The organism is Superficieibacter sp. (genome assembly GCF_032071645.1).
GTDB lineage: Bacteria > Pseudomonadota > Gammaproteobacteria > Enterobacterales > Enterobacteriaceae > Superficieibacter.
The window spans coordinates 264,803-290,747 of record NZ_DAMAPU010000002.1 but is presented as its reverse complement, the minus strand read 5'-3'; the positions used below and the strand labels follow the sequence as shown (position 1 = coordinate 290,747).

Here is a 25,945-nt window from a genome sequence, read left to right as displayed (position 1 = left end):
CTAAAGGAATACATTGCTATGTCTACCGCACAATGGCCAGCGTTAACGCTGGAAAAAAGAATCTCGCTGATGTCAGTTCCGGCCAACGGCCGCGTGCCGATCGTCATCGACAGCGATACTTATAACGAAATCGACGATCAAATGGCGATCGCCTGGGCGTACCTTAACCCGCAGCGCCTCGATCTTCAGGCAGTGTATGCCGCCCCGTTTACCAACCATTTTTTTGGCGAAGGCAGCTCACATACTTACGTCGATAATCCTGAAACGGGCATGACGCTCAGCGTCGAAGAGATCCACCGGGTCTTTGAAAAGCTCCCGCTGCGTCAGGCGCGACCAGGCATTTTTAAAGGCGCGACGCGCTACCTGACTGGCAGCGAAACGCCGGAATGTTCGCCCGCCGTCGCCGATTTGATTGCCCGCGCCCGTTCCGCCACGCAGACGCTGCATGTGCTTAGCATCGCCGCCCCGACCAATATCGCCAGCGCCCTGCTGCTCGCCCCGGATATTATCGACAAAATCCATGTGATCTGGCTCGGCGGCAACAGCTACGACTGGAAAGATAATCAGGAATTCAATTTGATGCAGGATATCGCCGCCAGCCGCGTGCTGTTTGACAGCGGCGTGGCACTGACGCAAATCCCCTGCTTCGGCGTGGCGAACTGCATGGCGTCGTCGGTGCCGGAAATGCAGTTTTACTTCGCCAGTACCAGCCGCATCGGCAGCTATTTCGCGGAGATCGCCCCGCGCTGTCCGTGGATCGGCTTCGCTTCCCGCAAGGTTATCTGGGATATCACTACCGTCGGTTACGTGCTGGACCCGGACTGGTACACCTGCCAGTACCGCCCTGCCCCGCTCATCAACGACAACCTGAGCTGGAGCTTTGACAACCGTCGCCATCTGATTCGGGTAGTGCAATTCATTGAGCGCGACAATCTGTTCAGGGACATGTTTCGCAAAATTATTGACGCCGATAAGGAGGGATGATGCGAATTCTCATCCTGTGTCTGGGGATCGTGGTGCTGCTGGCGATTGCGCTGCTCTTTTCCGCCAACCGTCGGGCGATTAATCTGCGCACCGTGGGCGGCGCGTTTGCCATTCAGGCCGGACTGGCGGCGTTTATTTTGTACGTCCCGGCGGGAGAAAAAATCCTGCTGGCGATTTCCAACAGTCTGTCTGGCGTACTCACCTACTCTTCTGAGGGGATCAATTTTCTGTTTGGCGATCTGGGCCGTTTTAAAATGGGCTTCCTGTTCGCCTTCCACGTCCTGCCGATCATCATCTTTATGTCGGCGCTGTTCTCGGTGCTGTATTACCTGGGCATTATGCAGTGGGCGATCCGCATCATTGGCACCGGTATTCATAAACTGTTGAAAACCAGCCCGGCGGAGTCGATGGCGGCAACGGCCAATATTTTTGCCGGGAATACCGATGTGTTTGTGCTGATGCGCCCGTATGCGCCGAAAATGACCCGCTCCGAGCTGTTCGCCCTGATGTGCGGCGGCGTGGCGTCGATTGCCGGATCGGTGTTGGTCGGCTACGCCAGCATGGGGATTGAAATTCGCTACCTGGTGGCGGCGTCGTTTATGTCCGCACCAGGCGGGCTGCTGATGGCGAAGATCCTCTACCCGGAAACCGAAACGGAGAGCGTCGCCGACGTTTCCGGCGAAATGGCTGCCGGCGAGGAAAAGCCGATTAACATCGTCGAAGCAGCCACGAACGGGGCCAGCCAGGGGCTGAAGCTGGCGGTGAACGTGGGCGCGATGCTGCTGGCGTTGATTGCGCTGATCGCCATGGTTAACGGGCTGCTTGGCTGGGCGTTCGGTCTGTTCGGGATGGAAAACGTCAGCCTGCAACTGATCTTCAGCTACCTGTTCGCCCCTGTCGCCTGGCTGCTGGGTGTGCCTTTGTCCGAGATCCTGCAAGTGGGGAATTTGCTTGGGCAGAAGCTGGTGCTCAATGAGTTTGTGGCCTACACCAGCTTTATTCCGCTGAAAGACAGCCTCTCCGACTATTCACAAATTATTGTGATTATGGCGCTGGCGGGGTTCGCCAACCTCTCCGCGCCTGCGGCGCTGATCGGCGTGCTGGGCGGGATTGTGCCTGCGCAAAAAAGCTTTATCGCCAAAATGGGGGCGAAGGTGATCCTCGCCGGTACGCTGTCGAATCTGATGAGCGCCGCGTTGACCGGGCTGTTTTTCCTGATTGCGCATTGAACAGCGGGCGAATCATTTCCCCCGCTCAAAGTTGAAAAAGCCCTGAAATGCCCGGCTGACGCCACGTCGCCGGGCCATATGCCTACCAGTACGGCTTCCAGCTTTGCGACAGCCGCATCAGGGCTTCGACGTAGAAATAATCCCCCCAGCTACTGCACTCATCCACCCCTTTATCACTGGTAAGATGATACACGGAATGTTTTAGCAGGCCGTTTCCCGGCTCGCTCAGCCCGGTCAGATAGTTTTCCGTCAGCGAAACAAATATTTTGACCGCCCAGTGCTGATACGTTTCCCGGTCAGGATCGGTCAGCGGTAGCTGCTTCACCAGTTCCAGCAGGCCGCATACCGCAATCGCCGCCGATGAGGAATCGCGCAGGGCATCGCTGCCGACCAGCGCCAGATCCCAGTGGCAAACCGCATCCTCCGGCAGACGATTCAGAAAATAGTTGGCCAGCCGTTTTGACAGTGCCACCATGTTTTTATCGCCGGTATAAAGATAGCTCAGCAGGAAGCCGTAAATGCCCCACGCCTGACCGCGCGACCAGCAGGAATCATCCGCATAGCCCTGCTGGGTGTTCCCGTAGCGCGCCTCGCCAGTCACGACGTCCATATAATAGGTGTGGAACGTCGATGCGTCCGGGCGGATCAGGTATTTTGCCGCCTGCATGACGTGCGCTTTTGCCGCCTGGGCATAGCGCGGATCGCCGGTCTGCTCCGTCGCCCAGTACAGCAACGGCAGATTCATATTGCAGTCGATGATCATTCTCCCCGCCTGTTCAGGATCGGTCAGATCGCCCCACGCCTGAATGATATGTGCTTTCGCGTGAAAACGTTCCAGCAGCGCATCCGCCGCCAGCAGCGAAAAGCCGCGCGCCTCGCGGTTGCTCGTTAAGCGCCAGGCGGGAACGCAGGACAGGGTATATAAAAAGCCCAGATCGTGGGTATTGGTATCGTGGCGTCCGGCAATCCGCAGGCCGAACGAGCGCACGTGCTTTTCTGCCATCTGGCGGAAAACGTCGTCGCCGCTCATTTCCCATGCCAGCCACAGTTGCCCGGTCCAGAAGCTGGTGGTCCACTCGACGTTATCCGTCAGCGGGTATTTCCCCTGTACGCAGGTTTCTGCCGGAAATTGTTCACCGAATTCCGTTAAATGACGGCGAATCAGTTCGAGGACGTGTTCGCGCGCCGTACGCAACTGAACGTTCAGCGCCTGCGGACTCACCGCTGGCCCCGGACACGCACGTAAGGTTTCCTCTGTGATTTGACTTAACATATTTCGGTTCCTTATTTATTTAGCGGCACTATTTTCCGCGACATCATATTTTGCGCGGCTTCGCGTCTGGCACGCGGATAATGTGAAGGCAGAGATAAGCGTAAACAGCAGTGCGGTTGCGCCCATAATGATATAGGTCTGCTCAAAGCCGATGCGGTCGTATAATATTCCTGCCGGAGAAGACACCACCACATTACCGACGTACAGCATCGCCTGATAACCCAGCAAATACATGGTGGCATTAACCCGTTTATCGAAATGCTCGGCGATATATTTAAATACCGAAACCAGCAGCAGGCAGATTTCCAGACCGTAAAGCGGTTTGAGGAGCGAAATCAGCAAATGCGAATCGCATAGCCCGGAAATAATCAGCCGTGCGCCAACCAGCGCCCCGACCAGCAGCAGTCCGCGCTTTGCGCCGATCCTGTTCACAAACAGCGGGATCACCATGTACATAATGAATTCCATCCCGGACTGCACGGTGCCGAGATAGCCGAAGATGGCGTTGCCCTGATGCACATCGGCAAAGAAGGTCACGAAGTAGCGCGAGAACTGCTGTTCGGCGATGAACATCATCCACACCACGCCCGCTACGTAGAGGCAGAACGCCCAGAGTTTACGGCTGCGCAGTAGTTGCCAGACGTCTGCCGGAACGATTTTATCCTTCGCCAGAACCTCACTGGCGTGAGCAGAATTGACGTTAACCTTCAGGCTAAACAGTACGATCAGCATAATAACTGACGCCATGCTGCCCAAAATAAAGTTATACGCGGGCGAAAGGTTAAACAGCAGCCCGGAAAACGACGAGGCCACCGCCCAGCCCAGCGAGCCCCACATGCGGATCTGCCCGAACTCCATACCGTTCAGACGGCTGAAGCGGTCGGTATAGGATTCGCAGGCGGCGACGCCCGCATACCACGCAAAACTCAGGTAAATCGCGCCGACGATAATCCCCAGCAGCGTATTTGACAGCAGCAGCGGCTGATAAACGTAAATAAAGAACGGAGCCATTAATGCCGACATCAGCACGACAAAATAGAGCAAATATTTGCTCATGCCGATTTTATCGAGAATATACCCGTAGATGGGTTTAAGGATCACCGAAAATATGCCATTAACGGCAAAGACAGTGCCTATTTCTGCGCCGCTAAGATTGGCTTTCTGCCCCAGCCAGATCGCCAGCAGGCCAATACTGGCAGACCAGGTAAAAAAGTAGAGAAAAATAAACGCGCTGATTTTGTAATATTCAGCCCGGGTGTTAGTTGGCGTGTGTTCCATACTTTCCTCGATGAAAGTCTGTAAAAGAATAAGGTATCCAGGCCGGGCAGCGTTATGCCGTCCGTAGCTGCACGATCAGACGGTTTCCGCTCTGCGGATCAACCGCAATCACCTGCTGGTTATCCACCGTTAGGCAGGGAACGTTATCAAAGCGCGTCGCCGGGTTGCCGCTGGCGGCTACCGCGCTGTACAGCCAGCTTACTCCCGGTGCAATTTCCCCACGCAGCAGCGGGATCGCCGCACATTCGGCGAACATCACGCTGCTATTGGGCGGGGTGATCACGCAGTCGGCCTGACGGCGGCCCCCCTCCGCGAGATCGACGATCGTGCTGACGCCGTTGGCAGCCTGCACCCGGACGCTGCGGTCCGCGATCTGCGGCGCGGCTTTCATCACCGCAAACCCGCCCTCTGTGCTGGTCAAATGCCGGGCGCTGTCGATGCGATGCACCCGCAGATGCCATTCGCCAAACGCGATAAGCCAAGTCTGAATATGCACATCGTGCCAGGGCGACCAGCGGGAATAGATGTGGTCGTTTGCGACCTCCACCGCATCGCACTGGCGGCGACCGCGGAAATAATCATCGTGCTCGCTTAACAGCAGCATGTTGTCGCAGGCGGCGTGCCTGATGCCGTAGCGTCCACGCTCAATGGTGAAACCGAAACGGCTGGAGTAGGCAAATTTGGTGTACTTCGCCTCGGTGTTAACGTAGTTGTTCAGTTCAAGCTGGCCGGAGGTGAGCATCACCACGTGCTGTGATGCCTCCGTATGCATCAGCAACTGCTGCGCGTGAGGAATAGCGCGCGTGGCGGCCAGCATCGGCAGCGCTTTTTCCTCCGCCAGCCAGAACGGGTGATCGCCGGGCAGGGCAAGGATCAGGAACACTTTCAGCGCCCAGTACGGCGAGCCGGGAGAGTTATAGTCTTCACACATCGCCAGATTAGGATAAGCAAATCCCAGCGTCAGAATGCCGTCGCGGTCGAAAATGGGCTTCTCCAGCCACCAGCGCAGATGACGCAGGATCACTCCTTTGATTTCGCCCGGCGTCAGGACGTCCAGCCCGGAGAACGCCACCGCGCTCCAGAAAGCGACCATGGCAAAGCGGTAGGTCAGGCTGCGACCAAAAGGCACGGATGCGCCGTCCGCCGCCGACAGATAAATAAAATCGTCGGCAAACAGGCGTGAACGTTCTCGCAGCGTGCTGGCCCGTTGCGGATCGTCTTCGGCATTCAGGGTGGCGTAGATCAGGCCGTAAAAATGGAAGGCCATGGAAATGTAGTAATCTTTTGGCCGACCAGGGCCGTCGGAATACCAGCCGTCGCCGAGGTAGTAGGCTTCCATCTGATTAAAGCGGCGCTCAATCGCCTGCCGATCCCACGGCAGCCCGGCGCGCTTAAAACCTAACTGGACGATAATGGCAAAATAATTCCAGTTGCTGTCCGGCATTTCGGCCGCGTTAATTTGCGCCAGCCAACGGTGCAGGTTCTTCAGTTCGCGCTCGCTGAAGGCGCTGGTCAGTTTATCCTGGAGCAACGCCAGCCCCAGACCGTAAGCCGCCATTTCCACCAGCCGCTGATCGTAAGGCCCGGTTTCGCCCCAGTAGCCCGCGCTCTGCGGATCGGTGCCCTGGCGGATAGCCTCCAGATACTTCCCGCTGAACGGCACTTCGCCGCCTCCGGCCAGCAGCGGGAAAAGCCCCCACAACGCGCGCGATAACCCCTCCATGTTGGCGATGCTGACGTCGTAATGAGCGCAGGTATTGCCCAGCGGAAACTGCGCGGCACCTGCGGGAAACTGCTTATCCAGCGCCGCCAGCATCGACATCAGCGCGGCAGCAACGTCGTCGCGCGAAGACAATGGTATTGATTTTTGTCCGGTTGTCGTAGCCATCTGTTTATCCTCCCCCGAAAGTGGTGAGAGCATAAATAATCGCCATGCCTCAGAAATGTTACCGGCGTCACAACTGATATATTTAACTGAACCGCCTGTTGCATAAATTTAAAATGGTGGTTTATTTATCAAATTTCTTTGGCAAAAATTTAATTTGGTTGCACATGGCTGAACACTGGAATGCGGAACGTCTGGAGCTGATTGCGCTGAACGATACTGTGGTCTCGTTTAGCCGCCTTTTTGCCAATACGGTACGCTATCACCACTGGCATCAGTGCCTGGAGGTGCTGTACGTTGAGGAAGGTTTTGGCGTGGTCATGGTCAACAATCGCCAGTACACCATGCGCCCCGGACGGATGTTTTTATTCCCGCCGTTTACCATTCATAAAGTGATGGTGGATGAAAAAGCGCAGGCCAGTTACCGCCGCACTATCATTCATGTCGATCAGCACGCGGTAGGGAAAATCCTCCGCGATTTTCCGCAAAACCAGCGCTGGCTACAGGCGCTTTCTGCGCGCGGGGGCATGGCATTTGTGGCTGATTTGCGTGATATTCATTCTTGCCTCGACACGTTGTTCAGCCGCTATGCGCGGATCGCTCTGGAAACCGGACTGAACGCGGAAAGCGTCGCCAGCCTGCTGATCATGCTGTTCAGTCTGCTGCCGCAGGATTGGGAAACGATGCCGGAAAGCCAGCGGGGAATTGCCAGCGAGGTGATGTTCTGGCTGGAAGAGAACTACCGGTATAAATTCAGTCTGGAGCGGATGGCGCGGGATTTGAATAAATCCCGCAGCTATGTCTCTCGCCGTTTTCATGCGGAAACCGGCGAGAACATTCATGACTATCTGAATACGATCCGTCTGCGCAAAGCCTGCGAGCTGCTGTTACACAGCGAAATGAGCATCAGCGATATCGCCGGGCAGGCGGGGTTTTCCGACGTAACGTGGTTTATCACATCATTTAAAAAGGGGATCGGCGAGACCCCCTTGCAGTACCGGAAAAATCATTTATCGCGGCGCTAGCTTAGCCGTCAATCTCCGCCATATCGCCTTTCTCCTGCAACCAGTTACGGCGGTCTTCGGAGCGTTTCTTCGCCAGCAGCATATCCATCATTGCGTTGGTGCGCTGATCGTCTTCATCGCTGATGGTCAATTGCACCAGACGGCGGGTGTTCGGATCAAGCGTGGTTTCACGCAGCTGCATCGGGTTCATCTCGCCCAGCCCTTTAAAGCGCTGTACGTTTGGCTTGCCCTTCTTACGCTTAAGCTGCTCCAGCACGCCGGTCTTTTCCTCTTCGGTCAGCGCGTAGTACACCTCTTTGCCGAGATCGATGCGGTACAGCGGCGGCAGCGCAACGTGAACGTGGCCGTGCTTAACCAGTGTGCGGAAGTGTTTCACAAACAGCGCGCACAGCAGGGTGGCAATATGCAGGCCGTCGGAGTCGGCATCCGCCAGGATGCAGATTTTGCCGTAGCGTAACTGGCTGAGATCTTCACTGTCAGGATCGATGCCGATCGCCACCGAAATATCGTGAACTTCCTGCGAGGCCAGCACTTCATCAGAGGAGACTTCCCAGGTATTAAGGATTTTCCCCTTCAGCGGCATGATCGCCTGGAATTCACGATCGCGCGCCTGCTTCGCCGAGCCGCCTGCGGAATCCCCTTCCACCAGGAACAGCTCAGTACGATTAAGATCCTGGGCGGTACAGTCCGCCAGTTTTCCGGGCAGCGCCGGGCCGCTGGTCAGCTTTTTACGCACCACTTTTTTCGCCGCGCGCAGACGGCGCTGGGCGCTGGAAATCGCCATTTCCGCCAGCAGTTCGGCGGACTGTACGTTCTGGTTCAGCCACAGGCTGAAGGCGTCTTTGACCACACCGGAAACAAATGCCGCGCACTGCCTGGAAGAAAGACGCTCTTTTGTCTGCCCGGCAAACTGTGGGTCCTGCATTTTGACGGACAGCACGTAAGCGCAGCGATCCCAGATATCTTCCGCAGACAGCTTCACGCCGCGCGGCAGAATATTGCGGTATTCGCAGAATTCGCGCATCGCATCCAGCAGCCCCTGACGCAGGCCGTTAACGTGGGTGCCGCCCTGCATGGTGGGGATCAGGTTAACGTAGCTTTCGGTCAGCAGCTCACCACCTTCCGGCAGCCACAGCAGCGCCCATTCCACGGCTTCGGTATCGCCCGCCAGATTGCCGGTAAAGGGTTTTTCCGGCAGCACCGGCAGGCCGTTGACCGCTTCGCTCAGGTAGTCGTTGAGACCGTCTTCGTAGCACCAGCGCTGCTCAGTGTTGTTGACGTTATCTTTAAAGGTGATTTCCACGCCCGGACAGAGGACCGCCTTCGCCTTCAACAGGTGAGTCATGCGCGACACAGAGAAGCGCGGGCTGTCGAAGAAGCTTTCATCCGGCCAGAAGTGAACGCTGGTGCCGGTGTTGCGTTTGCCGCAGGTGCCGACCACCTTCAGCTCTTCAACTTTTTCGCCGTTTTCAAAGGCGATGCGGTAAACCTGCCCGTCGCGGCGCACCGTGACTTCCACGCGCTTCGAGAGGGCGTTAACGACAGAGATACCCACGCCGTGCAGGCCGCCGGAAAACTGGTAGTTTTTGTTGGAGAATTTACCGCCCGCGTGCAGACGGCAGAGGATCAGTTCGACCGCCGGTACGCCCTCTTCCGGGTGGATATCGACCGGCATACCGCGCCCGTCGTCGATCACCTCCAGCGACTGATCGGCATGAAGAATGACGTCCACACGCTTCGCGTGGCCCGCCAGTGCTTCATCCACACTGTTATCAATTACTTCCTGGCCCAGGTGGTTAGGGCGCGTGGTATCGGTATACATCCCCGGACGGCGGCGAACCGGCTCAAGCCCGGTGAGTACCTCAATGGCATCAGCGTTATAAGATTGCGTCATGGTGTTTTCGTAGGTCGTTCCGGCTGCTTAGCGCAGGCCCAGAAAATCGATAATCTGTGAGAAATGATCGTCAAAGCCAACAAATGCGTGATTGCCGCCCTGCTCTACGGTCTGGCGGCAGGCATCGAAATACGCCACCGCCTGGCGGTAATCAAGCACTTCGTCGCCGGTCTGTTGCAGCAGCCAGATGAGATCCGGCGCTTCCAGCGGGTCGATTTGCATGACTTTAAGATCGTAAATATGGCGAGACTCTAGCACATATTGCTGCCCTGTGTAGGGATTCTCGTTGTGACCGAGGTAATCTGCCAGCAGTTCAAAAGGACGGATTGCCGGGTTCACCACCACCGCTGGCAGCATAAAACACTGCGACAGCCAGGTAGCGTAGTAACCGCCAAGCGAAGAGCCGACAATGCCCAGCGGTTCGCCGCCGTGCTCCAGCACCAGCGACTCCAGCAGCTCCGCCGCCTGCGCGGGAAAAACGGGCAGTTGCGGCGTCACCATCCGTATTTGCGGATGATGTTCAGCCAGCCACTGCTGCAACGCGGTCGCTTTCGCGGAGCGCGGAGAGCTATTAAAACCGTGCAGATAAAGAAGCGTAGACATCAATATCCTTCAGAAGCGGTATCCGGGCTAAATTGCGCACTCTGTAAACGGCAGACTTCCGTTACCAGCGTGCCATCGTCGTGCAACTCCAGCCAACGCCAGCCCGGAGAGATGGTATCCAGCGTGAAGTTGGCGCAGTGCGGCTTGAACTGAACGCAGGTTGAGGGCGTAGCCATCATCCGCCGACCGTTCCAGTCGAGATCCAGCTCCTGATGAATGTGCCCGCACAGCAGATGCTTCACGCGGGGAAAGCGCACCAGCACGTTGTCCAGCTCCTGCGCATTGCGCAGGCTGTGCTGATCGAGCCAGCCGCAGCCCGCCGGGAGCGGATGGTGATGCAGCAGGAGCAGCGTATGGCGATCGCCGGACTCACCCAGCTTGCGCTCCAGCCACTCAAGCTGAAACTCGCTTAGCTCGCCGTGCGGTACGCCGAAGACCTGGCTGTCCAGCAGCAAAATCTGCCAGTGTTCGCCAATCCACACGCGCTTCGCCGGGGAAATGCCTGCTTCCTGAAGCGCGCTGTACATCGCAGGCTGGAAGTCATGATTGCCCGGCAGCCAGACGCAGGGCGCGGCAAAGCCTGCGATGCCTTCAGCAAAATGCTGATAGGCCGCAGCGGACTGATCCTGTGCTAAATCACCTGTTGCCACGATGAGATCGCATTCGCGCTGTTCGGCGTGAATGGCGGCCAGCACCGCCTGATAGCTTTCCCATGTGTTGACGCCTAAGAGCGTTTCATGTTTTTCAGCAAACAGGTGAGTATCAGTAACTTGTAGTATCTTCACGTTGGCCCCACCAGCCAGAGGAAGATTTAACAGGCTTTCCAAATGGTGTCCTTAGGTTTAACGACGCTATAAAACCGGAATCGCCATCGCTCCATGTGCAAAACAATATCGTAGCCAGTCGGCTAAAAACTGATTAATTTGATGCTTTTCGTCGCGTTGATGCAACTTTTTATTAGGATAATCATACCGCGCTTTGAAACGAAAGATCTGCTGACTTGAACACACTTCAGCCACCATCGCGTCATGATACAGGCGAACCGACATCGAAGGCAGGCTCCAGTAACTGACGGCGGGCGCGGTTTGTTCTATTTCTACCAGCGTAGTGTAACGGGTAGATTCCTGGATTGTTAACCGGTACTGCGCGTTGGCCACCTGATAACTTGCGGTCTCGCCTGGCGCGTCATTACGGGGCAGCAGGCGGCGGAGCTGGGCGAAATTGGTTTCGCACAGGCGCATCATTTCGGGAAAGTCAGGTGTGTAACGCTTCATTTTTTCCACTCGTTAATTAACTCTTTATAATGCAGCTGTAGCCATTGCAGGGCGATGACTGACGCCGCGTTGTCGATTTTCCCCTCTTCTACCCACTGGTAAGCCTGTTCCCGGCTCACCACATGAACCCGAATATCTTCGTTTTCATCCGCCAGACCGTGTATACCTTCTGCGGTCGTGGCATCCACTTCCCCCACCATTAAGGAGAGGCGCTCACTGGTGCCACCCGGACTTGCCAGATAGCTCATAAATTTTTTCACCCGCCCGACGTCAAGACCTGCTTCTTCTTCGGCTTCACGACGCGCGACCTCTTCTACGGTTTCACCCTCTTCGATCATGCCAGCCACCAGTTCCAGTAGCCACGGGGTGTCGCTGGTATCGTAAGCGGCAATGCGGATTTGCTCAACTAACACCACCTCATCGCGCACTGGGTCAAAGGGTAGCAAGACTGCGGCATGACCGCGCTCAAAAATTTCACGCGTGACCTCGCCGCTCATTTCACCGTTAAACAGGCGATGGCGAAAGCGGTATAAATCGAGCGAAAAAAAACCACGATAGAGTTTTTCGCGTGCAATAATTTCTATATCATTTTTTGTAAAGGTTACCGCCTGTCCATTTTGTATGGTCATGATTATCTCCGGGTGACAATAGTGATGAAATTATGGATTTCTCACCAGTTTAACGACTGTTTCACAGACTCTATGATAGATTGGTGCCCATCAACGCCAGATGGCACATAACGCCAACCTTTGAGACTGGCAGATTCTGCTAGAATCGGCGATTATTTTTTGAATTTGTTTAGTGCCAGACATGCTTCTCAACAAGGAATGCAAATGAAGAAATTGCTCCCCATTCTCGTCGGCCTGAGCCTGACCGGTTTCAGCGCAGTGAGCCAGGCCGAGAACCTGTTGCAGGTTTATCAGCAGGCGCGTTTAAGCAACCCGGATCTGCGTAAGTCAGCGGCCGATCGCGATGCGGCATTCGAGAAAATCAACGAAGCGCGTAGCCCTTTACTGCCACAGCTGGGTCTGGGTGCCGACTATACTTACAGCAACGGTTTTCGCGACAGCAATGGTCTGGATACCAAAGCCACCAGCGGCTCTCTGCAACTGACGCAAACCATCTTTGATATGTCGAAATGGCGCGCGCTGACGCTGCAGGAAAAATCTGCCGGTATTCAGGATGTCACCTGGCAGGCCGATCAGCAAACGCTGATCCTTAACACCGCTACCGCCTATTTTAACGTATTAAGCGCGATTGATGCGCTCTCCTATACCGAAGCGCAGAAACAGGCTATCTACCGTCAGTTAGATCAAACCACCCAGCGTTTTAACGTGGGCCTGGTCGCCATCACCGACGTGCAGAACGCCCGTTCACAGTACGATACCGTACTGGCTAACGAAGTGACCGCCCGTAATAACCTCGATAACGCAGTGGAATCGCTGCGCCAGGTGACCGGTAATTACTATCCTGAACTGGCTTCGCTGAACGTCGATAACTTCAAAACCACGCGGCCACAGGCGGTAAACAATCTGCTGAAAGAAGCGGAAAACCGTAATCTGACGCTGCTACAGGCGCGTCTGAATCAGGATCTGGCACGCGAGCAAATTCGTCTGGCGCAGGATGGTCATCTGCCGACCCTGAATTTAACGGCTTCCACCAGCGTGTCCAACACCTCGTACAGCGGCTCCAGAACCCGTGGCGTGAACGGCACGCAATATGAAGATAACGACGCCGGTCAGAATCAGGTGGGCCTGAACTTCTCGCTGCCGATTTATCAGGGCGGACAGGTGAACTCGCAGGTGAAACAGGCGCAGTATAACTTTGTTGGCTCCAGCGAGCAGTTAGAAAGCGCGCACCGCAGCGTCGTGCAGAACGTGCGTTCTTCCTTTAACAACATTAACGCCTCTATCAGCAGCATTAACGCTTACAAACAGGCGGTTGTCTCGGCGCAAAGCTCACTGGACGCATCGGAAGCCGGTTACTCGGTGGGAACGCGTACTATCGTTGACGTGCTGGATGCGACCACCACGCTGTACAATGCCAAGCAGCAGCTGTCCAGCGCGCGTTATAACTACCTGATTAACCAGCTTAATGTGAAGTCTGCCCTCGGCACGCTGAACGAGCAGGATCTGGCATCGCTCAACGGTGCTCTGGGTAAAGCGGTCCCGACCACGCCGGAAAGCGTAGCCCCGGAAGATGCTTCGCAGACGGCCAGCGCGGATGGTTATTCCGGCGCGGCGGTGCAGCCTGCGTCCGCTCGTCGTTAAGTCATCTGAATGGACGGGGACGCCAGTCCCCGTTCAGAACGTAAGGCAACGTAAAGATCCCCTTCCCGCTTCATTTTCACCCCCCCATCCTCTATCCTGAGCATTATTCATCACGCCAATGCTACTGGGTTCAGGAAGACCACTATGAAACGGACAAAAACGATTAATCATGCCACGTTCCGCAAAAGCTGGAACGCGCGCCATCTTACCCCTGTCGCCTTCGCCGTCTCCGCCGTGTTTATGCTGGCTGGCTGTGAAAAGAGCGACGAAAAAGTGTCAACGTATCTCAATGCTGACGACTGTACGTCGGCAAATCCGGGCAAAAGCGCCGAGTGTACGACGGCGTATAACAATGCGCTGAAAGAAGCGGAACGCACTGCACCGAAGTACGCCACGCGCGAAGACTGCGTTGCCGAATTTGGCGAAGGCCAGTGCCAGCAAACGCCATCCCAGGCAGGAATGTCCCCGGAAAACCAGGCGCAGGCACAGTCCAGCGGCAGTTTCTGGATGCCGCTGATGGCGGGCTACATGATGGGGCGGATGATGGGCGGCGGTGCTGGTTTTGCCCAGCAGCCGCTGTTCAGCTCGCGTAATCCGGCAAGCCCGGCCTACGGTCAATATACTGATGCCAGCGGTAAAAATTACGGTGCCGCCCAGCCGGGCCGGACCATGAACGTGCCGAAAACTGCAATGGCTCCGAAACCCGCCACCACGTCTACCATCACCCGTGGCGGCTTTGGTGAGTCGGTAGCGAAGCAGTCCACCATGCAGCGTAGCGCAACGGGCAGCTCTTCCCGCTCGATGGGTGGCTGATCGCGATGGAAAGAATCAGCATCAACGAGCGCCCGGACTGGCGCGAAAAGGCCACCGAGTTCGGCTTTAATTTCCACACAATGTACGGCGAGCCTTACTGGTGTGAAGATGGCTATTACAAACTAACGCTCGCCCAGGTCGAGAAGCTGGAAGACGTCACCGCAGAGCTACACCAGCTGTGCCTGAAAGTGGTAGAAAAAGTCATCGCCAGCGACGAGCTGATGGCCAAATTCCGCATTCCGAAGCATACCTGGAGCTTTGTACGCCAGTCATGGCAGACTCACCAGCCTTCGCTGTACTCGCGTCTCGATCTGGCGTGGGACGGCACCGGCGAGCCTAAGCTGCTGGAAAATAACGCCGATACGCCAACCTCGCTGTATGAAGCCGCCTTTTTCCAGTGGCTGTGGCTGGAAGATCAGCTTAACGCTGGCAACCTGCCAGCGGGCAGCGATCAGTTCAACAGTCTTCAGGAAAAGCTGATCGCGCGTTTTGCCCAACTGCGCGAACAGCACGGCTTCCAGCTTCTGCATCTGACCTGCTGCCGGGATACGGTCGAAGATCGCGGTACCGTGCAGTATTTGCAGGACTGCGCGGCGGAAGCCAGTGTCGCCACTGAATTCCTGTATATCGAAGATATCGGCCTCGGCGAAAAAGGCCAGTTCACCGATTTACAGGATCAGGTGATCAGCAACCTGTTCAAGCTGTACCCGTGGGAATATATGCTGCGCGAGATGTTTTCTACCAAGCTGGAAGATGCGGGCGTGCGCTGGCTGGAGCCTGCGTGGAAAAGCATTATTTCCAATAAAGCGCTGCTGCCGATGTTATGGGAAATGTTCCCGGATCACCCGAACCTGCTGCCCGCGTACTTTGCCGAAGACGATCATCCGCCAATGGAAAAATTCGTCGTTAAGCCGATTTTCTCCCGCGAAGGGGCCAACGTCTCGATCGTTGAAAACGGTAAAACGATTGAAGAAGTCGAAGGACCGTACGGCGAAGAAGGCATGATCGTCCAGCAGTTCTGTCCGCTGCCAAAATTCGGCGACAGCTATATGCTGATCGGCAGCTGGCTGATCGACGACCAGCCAGCGGGGATCGGCATTCGCGAAGATCGGGCGCTGATCACCCAGGATCTGTCGCGCTTTTATCCGCATATTTTTGTCGAGTAAGGCGCTGAACGCGCGCTCCTGACCGGGAGCGCGCAGCCGCGTCAGCCTACCTGCACCGAGAGCATACTCAGGCTTCCCATTTCAATCCCGTCAACCGGAATGCTCACCGGCTCTTCGCCGTCCCATGCGCCGAGCACATACAGCAACGGCAGGAAATGATCCGCCGTCGGGTTCGACAGCGAGCCGCCTTCGTGATCGAGATAATTCACCAGCGGATGCGCTTGCGCCTCGCCTTTCCATGTCAGGTTTGCTTTCACGTAATCATTAAACGACGTTGCCCACGGATACGCCGTGCTTTCTCCATGCCAGCGCGCGGTGCGCAGGTTGTGAACGACGTTACCGCTGGCGACAATCATAATGCCTTCATCGCGCAGGGCTGCGAGCTTGCGCCCCATTTCCAGATGCCACGCCGCCGGTTTGGTACTGTCGACGCTCAGCTGGACCATCGGGATATCGGCGTCAGGGTACATTTTGATCAGTACCCCCCACGAGCCGTGGTCAAATCCCCAGGCTTCGTTATCCAGCGCCACCGGGACGGGTGCCAGCAGTTCAACCAGCCGCTGCGCCAGCGCCGGAGAGCCAGGAGCCGGATAGTGCGTGTCATACAGCGCCTGCGGAAAACCGCCGAAGTCATGGATAGTTTTTGGCGCTTCCATTGCCGTGACGCCCGTTCCGCGCGTGAACCAGTGTGCGGAAATCGCCACAATCGCTTTTGGACGCGGTAATTCTTCGCCCAGTTGCCGCCATGCGCGGGTATAGATGTTATCCTCCAGCACATTCATTGGGCTGCCATGACCTAAAAATAGTGCTGGCATACGGGAGCGTGTCATGATGATATCCTTACAAAGAGTGAAATTTGATAACATCACATTACGCTTTTTCTACATCTGATAAACGCTGATAACGATGATGATCATCGTCAGAAATTTTGAATGTAAGGATAATTAAAGGCCGGGCATACCCTCTCGAACATTATGGAAGATGCCTCTATCATAAATGAGAATCATTATCATAAGGAGTAGCCAATGTCAGTCCCTCTTATTCTGACCGTACTCGCCGGAGCGGCCACCTTTATCGGGGCGATCCTCGGCGTGCTGGGACAGAAACCCTCTAACCGCTTACTGGCATTTTCACTCGGTTTTGCGGCCGGGATCATGCTGCTGATCTCGCTGATGGAGATGCTTCCCGCCGCGTTGCATACGGAAAATATGCCGCCGGTACTGGGTTACGGAATGTTTATCGCCGGGCTGCTGGGCTACTACGCGCTGGACCGCGTGCTGCCGCATTCACATCCGCAGGATTTAATGCAGACAAAACCGCTGCCTTCGTTGGGCAAAATTCGCCGCACCGCGATCTTGCTGACACTTGGCATCAGCCTGCATAACTTCCCGGAAGGCATCGCTACCTACGTGACGGCAAGCAATAATCTGGAGCTGGGCTTTGGCATTGCGCTGGCGGTCGCGCTGCATAATATCCCGGAAGGTCTGGCGGTGGCCGGTCCGGTATATGCAGCAACCGGCTCGCGGAGCAAAGCGGTGTTCTGGGCCGGAATTTCAGGGCTGGCGGAAATTTTCGGCGGGGTGCTGGCATGGCTGATCCTCGGCAGTATGATGTCGCCGATCCTGATGGCAGCCATTATGGCGGCGGTGGCTGGTATTATGGTGGCGCTGTCGGTGGATGAACTGATGCCGCTGGCGAAGGAGATCGACCCGCATAATAATCCGAGTTACGGCGTGCTTTGTGGAATGTCGGTGATGGGATTAAGTCTGGTACTGCTACAGGCCATCGGGCTGGGATAATGATCGTCCCGTCAGCCAGCGCTGACTGACGGGACAGAAAGATTAGCTGGCTTTACGCTCGTGCTCGCGACGATACGCCACCAGATCTTCAATAGTGACGACCGCCATGTTGTGCTCGCGGGCAAACTTAATGCACTCCGGCGCGCGCGCCATAGAGCCATCGTCGTTAGTCAGTTCACACAGCACGCCGGTCGGCTTAAAGCCTGCCAGCGTGACCAGATCGATCGTCGCTTCGGTGTGTCCACCGCGCGTCAATACGCCGCCCGGCTGCGCGCGCAGCGGGAAGACATGACCCGGACGGTTGAGATCGGAAGGTTTAGCGTTATCGGCAATAGCGGCGCGCACGGTGGTGACACGATCAGCGGCAGAAACGCCGGTGGTGACGCCTTCCGCCGCTTCGATGGTGACGGTAAAACCCGTACCGTAAGCGCTGGTGTTGTTTTCAACCATCATCGGCAGGTCAAGCTGCTGACGACGTTCTTCGGTAATGCACAGGCACACAATGCCGCTACCGTGACGGATTGTCAGCGCCATTTGCTCGGTGGTCATGGTTTCTGCGGCGAAGATCATATCGCCTTCGTTTTCACGACTTTCGTCGTCCAGCACCATCACGCCACGGCCTTCACGCAGTGCGGCGACAGCCTGTTCCACGCGCTCGAACGCGTTACCAAAGGAAGAGAAAAGAGTCTGATTCATGGTAAAAAAACCTCATTAATATTGTGGTTACCAGAATCAGGGCAGTCTTAGGAGTCAAAAAAATAACGTACGCAGGCACAGCCCGTTTGATCGTTACTCTCTCCCATCCGGACTTTAACCGTCGGCCCCGGAATTTCACCGGATCTGCTGACCTTTGAGTTTGCACCCAAAGCGCTCGCGGGCTTTCAACATGCGTTGATTTACCGCCGGTGGGGAATTACACCCCGCCCTGAGAATAAGCACTGCAACTATAACGCCATTGACTACGGCGGGCAATCTATTCGCATCAAACAATGCCGGTATATAGCTCTTTTATCCTTCAGTCACTTGCGCGCGCGACGGTGCCATGCGTACCACTTTAAGGTCAGTCGAATGATTTTGTGTATAGTGCGACAATCTCGCACTACAATGAATTGAAAGCCTAACCGATCAGGGAAACCAGAATGATTGACCCGAAAAAAATTGAACAAATCGCCCGTCAGGTCCACGAATCAATGCCAAAAGGCATTCGCGACTTTGGGGAAGATGTGGAGAAGAAGATCCGTCAGGTGCTTCAGTCGCAGTTAACCCGTCTTGATTTAATCAGTCGTGAAGAGTTTGACGTGCAGACGCAGGTACTGCTGCGTACCCGTGAAAAGCTGGCGCTGCTTGAGCAGCGTATTGGCGAGCTGGAGAACCGTACGGTTTCCGCGCCGTCAGAAGTGAAACCGGCTCCGGCCATTCCCCCGGTCGATCCGCAGGAATAACTCTTTATCGATCAATGGCCCAACGATGTTGGGCCATAATGTATTACTCGCTTACTGCCTGGTGCTGATAAAACTCGTAGCGCTGACAAAACCAGCTACGGTGTTCTTCATCCATATTCCCGGTCACTTTACGAATATCAATCTGCCTTCCCTCACTCGACATTCTGGCAAAACTGCGCGCCAGGAAGTCAAAGTTTTGTACTGAGTACAAATCCTGCTCGTTCATTTTCCTGCATCTCCCGTCATTTTTTTTAAGCTTAGGCTAAATTTCGCCAGGGACAGGGGATGAGGAATAATCTTTTTGCGATTGGGTAAAAACCAGGCGATTTGTGTTCGCAGGCCACTAATATTCCCCGGTGGCATTGCACCGCCGGGGATATACAGCCCACTTACTTCTGGCTGTCTTTCTGGATTTTGCGGATGATATTCGTCGTTGAGCAGCCGTCTTCAAAGTTCAGCACCAGCACGTCGCCGCCGTTGGCCCACACTTCTTTGCTGCCCGCGATATCTTCCGGCTTGTAATCGCCGCCTTTTACCAGCAGATCCGGCAATACTCCGGCGATCAGGCGCTGCGGAGTGTCCTCTTCAAACGAGACGACCCAGTCCACCGCTTCCAGCGCGCCGAGTACGATCATTCGCTGCTCCAGCGGGTTGACCGGGCGGGAATCGCCCTTCAGCCGTTTCGTCGAAGCGTCGCTGTTCACCGCCACAATCAGCCGATCCCCCAGCTTGCGGGCGTTAGCGAGATAAGAGACGTGCCCCGCGTGGAGGATGTCGAACACGCCGTTGGTCATCACTACTTTCTCGCCGCGCTTGCGGGCGGCCGCTACCGCGTCCTGTAGTTCGGCTTCGTCCATCACGCCAAAGCCGGTTTCGGCGCGGCCACGTACCGCGTTTTCCAGCTCGATCGGCGAAACGGTTGAGGTGCCGAGTTTACCCACTACCACGCCCGCTGCCGCGTTGGCAAAGTAGCAGGCTTCTTCCAGCGAATTTCCCGCTGCCAGCGTGGCCGCCAGCACGCCAATCACCGTATCGCCCGCGCCGGTGACGTCATAAACTTCCTGCGCCTGGGTAGGCATATGCAGCGGCTCTTTGCCCGGTTGCAACAGCGTCATGCCCTGCTCGGAGCGCGTAACCAGCAGTGCGGAGAGATCGAAATCAGCAATAATTTTCATCCCGCGCGCCACCAGCTCGTCTTCGCTCTGGCATTTGCCCGCCACCGCTTCAAACTCTGACAGATTAGGCGTCAGCAGCGTCGCGCCGCGATAGCGTTCAAAATCGGTTCCTTTCGGGTCGATCAGCACCGGCACACCCGCGTTGCGTGCCAGGGTAATCATCTGCTGGACGCTGGTCAGCGCGCCCTTCGCGTAGTCGGAAAGCACCAGTGCGCCTACGTGTCCCAGCGCCTGCTGAATACGATCGTGCATTGGCTGCGGATCGACGCCGGCAAAGCCCTCTTCGAAATCAAGGCGGATCAGTTGCTGATTACGCGACAGCACGCGCAGCTTGGTGATGGTTGGATGCGTCGGCACGGAGACAAAATCACACTTCACGTTGACGTCAGCCAGCGATTTACTCAGCGCACGGGCGGCGTCGTCAATGCCGGTCAGCCCGACGAGACGCGATGCTGCGCCGAGCGAGGCGATATTCATTGCCACGTTTGCCGCGCCGCCAGGACGCTCCTCAATGGTGTCCACTTTCACCACCGGCACCGGCGCTTCCGGCGAAATACGGCTGGTGGGGCCGTACCAGTAGCGATCCAGCATCACATCACCGACAACCATCACTTCTGCACGCGTAAATTCTGGCAGCGTTACTTTCATTCCTGTCTCCTGAGATACCCGTCATCTTTCAGGCTGCGCGGCGGCAGACCAAAGAGGTCAAGGGTAGAGATTTATCAGTCATACTTGTTGCGCGCGATAATATCACACCTGACCCGATGTGCGCGGTTCAGGCAGCCACTTCTGCCAGCTCGCGCTGACCTGCGCCCGTTCCGCCGCGAAAGCGTCCTGCGCCAGATGACCCGGCAGCTCCTGAAGCGCCAGGTGATGCAATTCATCGCGCAGCGTGGTGTAAGCGCGGGTTAGCGCCTGTGCTTCCGGCTCATCCATAATGTCGTTCTGCGCCAGCAGTTCGAGGATGCGCACGTTATCCGACCAGCGGGTCAGCTTCGGTTTTTCATGGGCGTAGCGCAGCACCAGATACTGGGCGATAAACTCGATATCGGTGATCCCGCCCGCATCGGTTTTGATATCGAAACGATCGCGGTGTTTATTGCCGAGATGCGCGCGCATTTTCTCGCGCATTTCGCGCACGTCGGTTTGCAGCTTTTCGCCATCGCGCGGCACGCTTAAAATCTCGCGGCGGATAGTCTCAAACCGGCGGTTCAGCAGCGGATCGCCGTACACCGGGCGGGCGCGCACCAGCGCCTGATGCTCCCAGGTCCACGCCTCGTTTTGCTGATAGTCGGCGAAGGCGTCGGCCGTCGTCACCAGCATTCCCGCCGCGCCGGAAGGGCGCAGCCGCGCATCCACTTCATAAAGAATGCCGGACGAGGTGCGGGTGCTGAAAAGATGCATAATTCGCTGGGCCAGCCGCAGATAAAACTGGCGACCGTCGATTTCCCGTTCGCCGTCGGTCATCACTTCCATCGGGCAGTCGTGAAGGAATACCAGGTCGAGATCGGAACTGTAGCCCAGCTCCCAGCCGCCGAGTTTGCCGTAGCCAATAACCGCAAATCCGCGCCCTTCCCGCTCGCGCAAATGGGTAGGCTGACCGTAACGGGCGACCATTTGCGTCCACGCCTGCTGGACGACCGCGTCGATGATCGCCTCCGCCAGCCAGGTTAAGTGATCGCTCACTTTCATTACCGGCAGCGTACCGGCGATGTCCGCCGCCGCGATGCGCAATAGCTGCGCCTGTTTAAACTGACGCAGCGCTTCAAGCTGCTGTTCCTCGTCCTCTTCCGGCACGCGCAGCAGATACTGACGCAGTTCATCGCGATAGGCATCGGTGGCAGTCGGCTGGTAAAGGGTATTGGGATCGAGCAGTTCGTCCAGCAGAAGCGGATAACGTGCAAGCTGACTCGCCACCATCGGTGAGGCGGCGCACAGGGTAATCAGATGCTTGAGCGCGCCGGGGAATTCGCTTAGCAATTCGATGTAGGTGGTGCGGGTTACAATGCCGGTCAGTAGCGGCGTCAGGCGCGAAAGCGGCACCGGCGCATCGTCGCGCGAGCACACGTCGCTGAGCAGATGCGGCATCAGGTGATCCAGCACCTGCCGCCCGCGCGGGCCAATCGTGCGCTTGTCCAGTTCTTTACGGAAGTCGGCGATCAGCGCCACCACCCGATGGCGATCGGTGTCGGAGAGATGCGCCAGCACGGGCGTGACGTCCTCTTCCTGCAACGCGTCCTGCCACAGTTCGCGCCACTGTTCTGACAGCGCCGCCTCCTGCGCTTCGCCTTCATCATCGCCGATAAGCTGATTAAACACCTGGCGCACACGAAGCATATGCCCGCCAAGCGCGGCCTCCAGCGTTGACCAGTCGGCAACGCCCATTCCCCATGCCAGCCGCGCCCGGTTTAACTCGTCGCCCGGCAGCGTCTGGGTCTGTTCGTCATTAATACTTTGCAGCAGGTTTTCCAGCCGCCGCAGATAAAGATACGCCTCGCGCAGCGCGGCGGCGTCCTCTTCGGTCAGTAAATGCAGCGCGGCAATCGCCGACAGCGTGGGCAACAGTGAACGCCGCTGTAGCGACGGCTCGCGCCCGCCGCGAATCAGTTGAAAAACCTGAACGATAAACTCAATTTCACGAATGCCGCCCGCGCCAAGTTTGATATTGTCTTTCAGGCCGCGACGCCGCACTTCGCGGGCGATCATGCCTTTCATATTGCGCAGCGACTGGATCACGCTGAAGTCGATATAGCGACGGAAAACAAAAGGCCGCAGCATCGCGCGCAGTTCGCTGGCGTACACGCCGTCGTTATCGCCCATAATCCGCGCTTTCACCATCGCATAGCGCTCCCAGTCGCGCCCCTGCTCCTGGTAATAATCTTCCAGCGCGGCAAAGCTCAGCACCAGCGGACCGCTATCACCGAAGGGGCGCAGGCGCATATCAACGCGATACACAAAACCATCCTGGGTTGGCTGGTCGAGCACTTTGATCAGCCGCTGTCCCAGACGGGTAAAGAACTGCGCGTTATCCAGTTCACGCCGCCCGCCCCGTGTGGAGCCGTTTTCCGGCCAGGCAAAAATCAGATCGATATCCGAAGAGAAATTCAGCTCGCCGCCACCCAGTTTTCCCATCCCAAGAATGAGCAGCGGCTGCGCTTCACCCTGCGCGTTGCACGGCGTTCCCCACTCGCGACAGCAGGCGGCATACAGCCAGTCGCGGGCGGCGACGATCAGCGTCTCCGCCAGCACGCTAAGCTGCGTCAGGGTATTTTCTTCATCGACCAGCATCAGCGTCTGCGCCCAGGCGATGCGCACCAGAATTCGCCGACGGAACAGGCGCAGGGCGTGCATCAACGCGGCTTCGTCGCTGACCTCTGCCAGCGCTGCCTGTAACCACGCCGCATAGTGTCGCCACTCATCCGCCTGCGGCGGCGTGTTTTGCAGCGATGTCAGCCAGTCCGGGTGCGCCACCAGCGCCTGCTCAGCAAAATCGCTGAAAGTGAGCACCCACTGCGCCTGCTCGCTAAGCGCGCTCGCGGGAATCGCCTCCGGCAGACGTTCTGCCACCGTTTGCCAGTGCTGCTGTAGTCGTGAAGAAAGCGGCATCATCGGAAAAGTCCTTTGCCTGAATTATTGTTTGCCGCTGTGCAACCAGAACGGCTTCATCGCCAGCGCTTCATTACGGAAATGTTCGATTTCAATATGCTGGCGGGTTTTGATGGCGTGCTTAAGTCCCTGCCAGTTTTCCAGCCAGGCTTCGGCGACGACGGTGTCGTAATATCCCGCCAGCAGCATCACGCTGTCGATATCACGTCCCAGTCGCGGAAGCTGATCGGCATAGCTGTCGCCGAGCGGATAAGCAAAGGTTTTCCGTAGTTCCGCAGCGTGGCGCGAGAGCGCGATATCGCCGTAACGCTTAAATGAATCGGCGAATTTGGCCTGCGCTTTCGCATCGAGGAACGGCTGCCAGCCCCGCGCGATCAGCCACTCGGTGAGCACTAATTTTGCCAGCGAAAGCGGGGTGCTGCTGGCGGCGGTTTCGGCTGAGACATCGGACGCCAGCGTCGCCTCGGAGAGGGTCAGTAAATCACGTAAGCGAGCGCTCGCTTTACGCGGCACAATCCCGCCGAAAAGGGTCAGGGTATGGCGGATCAAACTCATGGCATCCTGCACGCCAGCTTTCGCCGCGGCATTACCGCGCACCCACAGCTCTTCATGATGCTGCCAGTGGGCCAGCGCCATTTCCAGCGCCGCCTCAAAACCCTGCTCCACGCTGGCCTTCGGCGGTAGCCTCAGGATGGTCAACGGTTTTAACTGCCGTGGCTCATTGCCCTGCGCCAGATGATAACCGCGCGCGGCTTTGCTCAGGCTCCCCTGACGCAGCACGTCAAGATTCACCAGCTGGCGCGCCAGCTTCAGCACGTCCTGCGTTTCGCCGGAAAGCAGTTCCAGCTCCAGCTCGCACACAGGCTCCTGGAATTCACCGGCTTTCACCTCGCCGCGATCCAGCGCGATTTCAATCCGGCTTTGCCCCACCTCCACCAGCCACTTCTCGCGGGAAAAATCGGTGCTGAACAGCGGCTTCACCCGCGCGGCTAAATCCGCAGGCAGTTCGCCCTGCGGCCAGACTTCGGCAGGAAAGCGCGCCAGATCCAGTTCTGGCTGACTGAGTTCAACATTGTACTCCGGGCGCTGGTGCAGTCCGCCCACCACGCGTCCGGCAACTTTGAGGGTCATTTCGTAACGCCCCTCGTTACCGCGAATGCGCAGCCCCATATCGTGCTGACGCAGCCAGTTATCGTCGGTTTCGTAGTAAATATTAAGCAACGGAGTCGCGGCAACATGCTCCGCCGGTAACGTGTTGAGGTGGCTACGCAGCGTTTCAACGCCGTCCTGATTCACAATAAATTTTAATTCGATTTCTTGAGCCATAGCTGAATTCTTAAGGTTGAGTTATTACAAACGGCGATTTTGGCGAACTTACTCACATCTTTTTTGTCAGTAGATAGTATTTTGCGGCAAAATACCATGCAACACGCGCGTTGAAGGGCAGAAAAGTTTGGCTTCCCGACCCGGATGATTCCGATTGCTGCAAAAGCCATTGCGTCGTCAGACTGTTGCCACGACATTCGTTCCACTTCTATGACAATAACGATGATCTAATGCCAAAATTACGCCTGATTGGATTAACTTTACTTGCGCTTAGCGCATCCTCCCTGGTTCATGCCGAAGAAAAGCGTTACGTTTCTGATGAACTGAATACCTGGGTTCGCAGCGGACCCGGCGATAATTACCGTCTCGTTGGCACCGTGAATGCTGGCGAAGAAGTTACCCTGCTCCAGAGCGACGCGGGCACCAGCTACGGTCAGGTGCGCGACAGCAGCGGTCGTACCGCCTGGATCCCGCTCAAAGAGCTGAATACCGAGCCGAGCCTGCGCTCGCGCGTGCCGGATCTCGAAAACCAGGTTAAAACGCTGACCGATAAACTTAACGGTATCGACACCACCTGGAATCAGCGCACCGCAGAAATGCAGCAGAAAGTAGCGCAGAGCGACAGCGTTATTAACGGCCTGAAAGATGAAAACCAGAAGCTTAAGAATGAACTGATCGTGGCGCAGAAGAAAGTCAGCGCCGCGAATCTCCAGCTTGATGACAAACAGCGCACCATCATTATGCAGTGGTTTATGTATGGCGGCGGCGTGCTGGGTGCCGGGCTGATTCTGGGGCTGGTGCTACCGCATATGATCCCGACCCGCAAGCGTAAAGACCGCTGGATGAATTAAGCCGGATTCGCCTTCTTCCTGACACTTACGTATGATTTATGGATAGCGATTA

The 25,945-nt window shown here is 56.6% G+C and carries 23 protein-coding genes and 1 riboswitch; of the genes, 9 read left to right on the top strand and 14 right to left on the bottom strand.

From position 1 onward, the window contains the following. Positions 1-18: 18 nt before the first annotated feature. Together RT197_RS05700 and RT197_RS05695 are read left to right on the top strand one after the other, a co-directional pair. On the top strand, positions 19-984 hold the full coding sequence (locus RT197_RS05700) for a nucleoside hydrolase (RefSeq protein ID WP_312948230.1): 966 nt from the start codon (positions 19-21) through the stop codon (positions 982-984). Then, the gene (locus tag RT197_RS05695) at positions 984-2,213 is read left to right on the top strand and encodes a NupC/NupG family nucleoside CNT transporter (RefSeq protein WP_312948229.1); all 1,230 of its coding nucleotides are present in this window, start codon (positions 984-986) and stop codon (positions 2,211-2,213) included. The genes RT197_RS05700 and RT197_RS05695 overlap by 1 nt, the downstream gene beginning before the upstream one ends. An 82-nt stretch (positions 2,214-2,295) precedes the next feature. On the opposite strand, the gene RT197_RS05690 is transcribed toward RT197_RS05695, so the two are convergent. Genes RT197_RS05690 through RT197_RS05680 form a run of 3 tightly spaced genes read right to left on the bottom strand, consistent with a single transcriptional unit; the run spans position 2,296 to position 6,652 of the window. Next, positions 2,296-3,486 (bottom strand): glycoside hydrolase family 88 protein, encoded by a 1,191-nt coding sequence (locus RT197_RS05690; protein WP_312948228.1) that lies wholly within the window; start codon positions 3,484-3,486, stop codon positions 2,296-2,298. A 15-nt stretch (positions 3,487-3,501) separates the two neighbouring features. Beyond that, entirely contained in the window at positions 3,502-4,764 is a 1,263-nt protein-coding gene (locus RT197_RS05685; protein WP_312948227.1) for an oligosaccharide MFS transporter, read from the bottom strand. A 52-nt stretch (positions 4,765-4,816) separates the two neighbouring features. Continuing rightward, positions 4,817-6,652, bottom strand: a complete 1,836-nt coding sequence (locus RT197_RS05680) for a DUF2264 domain-containing protein (RefSeq protein ID WP_312948226.1) — start codon at positions 6,650-6,652, stop codon at positions 4,817-4,819. A gap of 164 nt (positions 6,653-6,816) precedes the next feature. Here RT197_RS05680 and RT197_RS05675 point away from each other — a divergent pair, with 164 nt between their 5' ends. Continuing rightward, positions 6,817-7,674 carry an AraC family transcriptional regulator gene (locus RT197_RS05675; protein ID WP_312948225.1) on the top strand — a complete coding sequence of 286 codons (858 nt, stop codon included), beginning with the start codon at positions 6,817-6,819 and terminating at the stop codon, positions 7,672-7,674. A 1-nt stretch (position 7,675) separates the two neighbouring features. On the opposite strand, the gene parE is transcribed toward RT197_RS05675, so the two are convergent. The 5 genes from parE to nudF are packed head-to-tail and all read right to left on the bottom strand — an operon-like array spanning position 7,676 to position 12,074. Next, on the bottom strand, positions 7,676-9,568 hold the full coding sequence (gene parE / locus RT197_RS05670; RefSeq protein ID WP_312948224.1) for a DNA topoisomerase IV subunit B: 1,893 nt from the start codon (positions 9,566-9,568) through the stop codon (positions 7,676-7,678). Positions 9,569-9,595: 27 nt separating this feature from the next. Further along, on the bottom strand, positions 9,596-10,171 hold the full coding sequence (yqiA, locus tag RT197_RS05665; protein ID WP_312948223.1) for an esterase YqiA: 576 nt from the start codon (positions 10,169-10,171) through the stop codon (positions 9,596-9,598). Continuing rightward, positions 10,171-10,998, bottom strand: a complete 828-nt coding sequence (cpdA, locus tag RT197_RS05660; protein WP_312948222.1) for a 3',5'-cyclic-AMP phosphodiesterase — start codon at positions 10,996-10,998, stop codon at positions 10,171-10,173. Before cpdA ends, yqiA begins: the two co-directional genes overlap by 1 nt. Before the next feature lie 24 nt (positions 10,999-11,022). Then, positions 11,023-11,445 carry a DUF1249 family protein gene (locus RT197_RS05655; protein WP_312948221.1) on the bottom strand — a complete coding sequence of 141 codons (423 nt, stop codon included), beginning with the start codon at positions 11,443-11,445 and terminating at the stop codon, positions 11,023-11,025. Then, positions 11,442-12,074, bottom strand: a complete 633-nt coding sequence (gene nudF, locus RT197_RS05650; protein WP_312948220.1) for an ADP-ribose diphosphatase — start codon at positions 12,072-12,074, stop codon at positions 11,442-11,444. The genes RT197_RS05655 and nudF overlap by 4 nt, the downstream gene beginning before the upstream one ends. A gap of 204 nt (positions 12,075-12,278) precedes the next feature. Between nudF and tolC the strand changes: the two genes are divergently transcribed. The 3 genes from tolC (at position 12,279) to RT197_RS05635 (ending at position 15,694) form a co-directional block, all read left to right on the top strand. Next, entirely contained in the window at positions 12,279-13,715 is a 1,437-nt protein-coding gene (tolC, locus tag RT197_RS05645; RefSeq protein ID WP_312948219.1) for an outer membrane channel protein TolC, read from the top strand. Positions 13,716-13,859: 144 nt separating this feature from the next. Beyond that, entirely contained in the window at positions 13,860-14,528 is a 669-nt protein-coding gene (locus RT197_RS05640) for a DUF1190 family protein (protein WP_312948218.1), read from the top strand. 5 nt (positions 14,529-14,533) lie between these two features. Continuing rightward, positions 14,534-15,694 carry a glutathionylspermidine synthase family protein gene (locus tag RT197_RS05635; RefSeq protein WP_312948216.1) on the top strand — a complete coding sequence of 387 codons (1,161 nt, stop codon included), beginning with the start codon at positions 14,534-14,536 and terminating at the stop codon, positions 15,692-15,694. Positions 15,695-15,735: 41 nt separating this feature from the next. Here RT197_RS05635 and ygiD read toward each other — a convergent pair whose 3' ends face one another. After that, positions 15,736-16,524, bottom strand: coding sequence for a 4,5-DOPA dioxygenase extradiol (gene ygiD / locus RT197_RS05630; protein WP_312948214.1), 789 nt, complete (start codon positions 16,522-16,524; stop codon positions 15,736-15,738). A 195-nt stretch (positions 16,525-16,719) separates the two neighbouring features. Here ygiD and zupT point away from each other — a divergent pair, with 195 nt between their 5' ends. After that, the gene (gene zupT / locus RT197_RS05625) at positions 16,720-17,493 is read left to right on the top strand and encodes a zinc transporter ZupT (RefSeq protein WP_312948212.1); all 774 of its coding nucleotides are present in this window, start codon (positions 16,720-16,722) and stop codon (positions 17,491-17,493) included. A gap of 42 nt (positions 17,494-17,535) precedes the next feature. On the opposite strand, the gene ribB is transcribed toward zupT, so the two are convergent. After that, positions 17,536-18,189 carry a 3,4-dihydroxy-2-butanone-4-phosphate synthase gene (gene ribB / locus RT197_RS05620; protein ID WP_312948210.1) on the bottom strand — a complete coding sequence of 218 codons (654 nt, stop codon included), beginning with the start codon at positions 18,187-18,189 and terminating at the stop codon, positions 17,536-17,538. Positions 18,190-18,280: 91 nt separating this feature from the next. Continuing rightward, a riboswitch (FMN riboswitch) is annotated at positions 18,281-18,430 on the bottom strand. Positions 18,431-18,632: 202 nt separating this feature from the next. Between ribB and ubiK the strand changes: the two genes are divergently transcribed. Continuing rightward, positions 18,633-18,935 carry a ubiquinone biosynthesis accessory factor UbiK gene (gene ubiK / locus RT197_RS05615; RefSeq protein WP_312948208.1) on the top strand — a complete coding sequence of 101 codons (303 nt, stop codon included), beginning with the start codon at positions 18,633-18,635 and terminating at the stop codon, positions 18,933-18,935. A gap of 43 nt (positions 18,936-18,978) precedes the next feature. Here ubiK and glgS read toward each other — a convergent pair whose 3' ends face one another. The 4 genes from glgS to RT197_RS05595 form a co-directional block, all read right to left on the bottom strand. Further along, a complete protein-coding gene (gene glgS, locus RT197_RS05610; protein ID WP_312948207.1) occupies positions 18,979-19,161 on the bottom strand; it encodes a cell surface composition regulator GlgS in 183 nt (60 codons plus the stop codon). 163 nt (positions 19,162-19,324) lie between these two features. Continuing rightward, on the bottom strand, positions 19,325-20,758 hold the full coding sequence (hldE, locus tag RT197_RS05605) for a bifunctional D-glycero-beta-D-manno-heptose-7-phosphate kinase/D-glycero-beta-D-manno-heptose 1-phosphate adenylyltransferase HldE (protein WP_312948205.1): 1,434 nt from the start codon (positions 20,756-20,758) through the stop codon (positions 19,325-19,327). Positions 20,759-20,860: 102 nt separating this feature from the next. Continuing rightward, complete coding sequence (glnE, locus tag RT197_RS05600; RefSeq protein WP_312948203.1) at positions 20,861-23,719, bottom strand: bifunctional [glutamate--ammonia ligase]-adenylyl-L-tyrosine phosphorylase/[glutamate--ammonia-ligase] adenylyltransferase; 2,859 nt, start codon at positions 23,717-23,719, stop codon at positions 20,861-20,863. 21 nt (positions 23,720-23,740) lie between these two features. Further along, positions 23,741-25,042 (bottom strand): inorganic triphosphatase, encoded by a 1,302-nt coding sequence (locus tag RT197_RS05595; protein WP_312948201.1) that lies wholly within the window; start codon positions 25,040-25,042, stop codon positions 23,741-23,743. A gap of 230 nt (positions 25,043-25,272) precedes the next feature. On the opposite strand from RT197_RS05595, the gene RT197_RS05590 reads away from it, so the two are divergent. Continuing rightward, on the top strand, positions 25,273-25,893 hold the full coding sequence (locus tag RT197_RS05590) for a TIGR04211 family SH3 domain-containing protein (protein WP_312948199.1): 621 nt from the start codon (positions 25,273-25,275) through the stop codon (positions 25,891-25,893). The last annotated feature ends 52 nt before the right edge of the window (positions 25,894-25,945 follow it).

What these genes read in the sequence shown, in the direction of transcription:
- glnE (WP_312948203.1), bottom strand. Translation starts at nt 23,719, where the DNA reads ATGATGCCGCTTTCTTCACGACTACAGCAGCACTGGCAAACGGTGGCA.
- ubiK (WP_312948208.1), top strand. Translation starts at nt 18,633, where the DNA reads ATGATTGACCCGAAAAAAATTGAACAAATCGCCCGTCAGGTCCACGAA.
- ribB (WP_312948210.1), bottom strand. Translation starts at nt 18,189, where the DNA reads ATGAATCAGACTCTTTTCTCTTCCTTTGGTAACGCGTTCGAGCGCGTG.
- RT197_RS05680 (WP_312948226.1), bottom strand. Translation starts at nt 6,652, where the DNA reads ATGGCTACGACAACCGGACAAAAATCAATACCATTGTCTTCGCGCGAC.
- glgS (WP_312948207.1), bottom strand. Translation starts at nt 19,161, where the DNA reads ATGAACGAGCAGGATTTGTACTCAGTACAAAACTTTGACTTCCTGGCG.
- RT197_RS05675 (WP_312948225.1), top strand. Translation starts at nt 6,817, where the DNA reads ATGGCTGAACACTGGAATGCGGAACGTCTGGAGCTGATTGCGCTGAAC.
- RT197_RS05685 (WP_312948227.1), bottom strand. Translation starts at nt 4,764, where the DNA reads ATGGAACACACGCCAACTAACACCCGGGCTGAATATTACAAAATCAGC.
- zupT (WP_312948212.1), top strand. Translation starts at nt 16,720, where the DNA reads ATGTCAGTCCCTCTTATTCTGACCGTACTCGCCGGAGCGGCCACCTTT.
- hldE (WP_312948205.1), bottom strand. Translation starts at nt 20,758, where the DNA reads ATGAAAGTAACGCTGCCAGAATTTACGCGTGCAGAAGTGATGGTTGTC.
- tolC (WP_312948219.1), top strand. Translation starts at nt 12,279, where the DNA reads ATGAAGAAATTGCTCCCCATTCTCGTCGGCCTGAGCCTGACCGGTTTC.
- RT197_RS05700 (WP_312948230.1), top strand. Translation starts at nt 19, where the DNA reads ATGTCTACCGCACAATGGCCAGCGTTAACGCTGGAAAAAAGAATCTCG.
- RT197_RS05655 (WP_312948221.1), bottom strand. Translation starts at nt 11,445, where the DNA reads ATGAAGCGTTACACACCTGACTTTCCCGAAATGATGCGCCTGTGCGAA.
- RT197_RS05640 (WP_312948218.1), top strand. Translation starts at nt 13,860, where the DNA reads ATGAAACGGACAAAAACGATTAATCATGCCACGTTCCGCAAAAGCTGG.
- RT197_RS05690 (WP_312948228.1), bottom strand. Translation starts at nt 3,486, where the DNA reads ATGTTAAGTCAAATCACAGAGGAAACCTTACGTGCGTGTCCGGGGCCA.
- parE (WP_312948224.1), bottom strand. Translation starts at nt 9,568, where the DNA reads ATGACGCAATCTTATAACGCTGATGCCATTGAGGTACTCACCGGGCTT.
- nudF (WP_312948220.1), bottom strand. Translation starts at nt 12,074, where the DNA reads ATGACCATACAAAATGGACAGGCGGTAACCTTTACAAAAAATGATATA.
- RT197_RS05695 (WP_312948229.1), top strand. Translation starts at nt 984, where the DNA reads ATGCGAATTCTCATCCTGTGTCTGGGGATCGTGGTGCTGCTGGCGATT.
- RT197_RS05635 (WP_312948216.1), top strand. Translation starts at nt 14,534, where the DNA reads ATGGAAAGAATCAGCATCAACGAGCGCCCGGACTGGCGCGAAAAGGCC.
- ygiD (WP_312948214.1), bottom strand. Translation starts at nt 16,524, where the DNA reads ATGACACGCTCCCGTATGCCAGCACTATTTTTAGGTCATGGCAGCCCA.
- RT197_RS05590 (WP_312948199.1), top strand. Translation starts at nt 25,273, where the DNA reads ATGCCAAAATTACGCCTGATTGGATTAACTTTACTTGCGCTTAGCGCA.
- RT197_RS05595 (WP_312948201.1), bottom strand. Translation starts at nt 25,042, where the DNA reads ATGGCTCAAGAAATCGAATTAAAATTTATTGTGAATCAGGACGGCGTT.
- yqiA (WP_312948223.1), bottom strand. Translation starts at nt 10,171, where the DNA reads ATGTCTACGCTTCTTTATCTGCACGGTTTTAATAGCTCTCCGCGCTCC.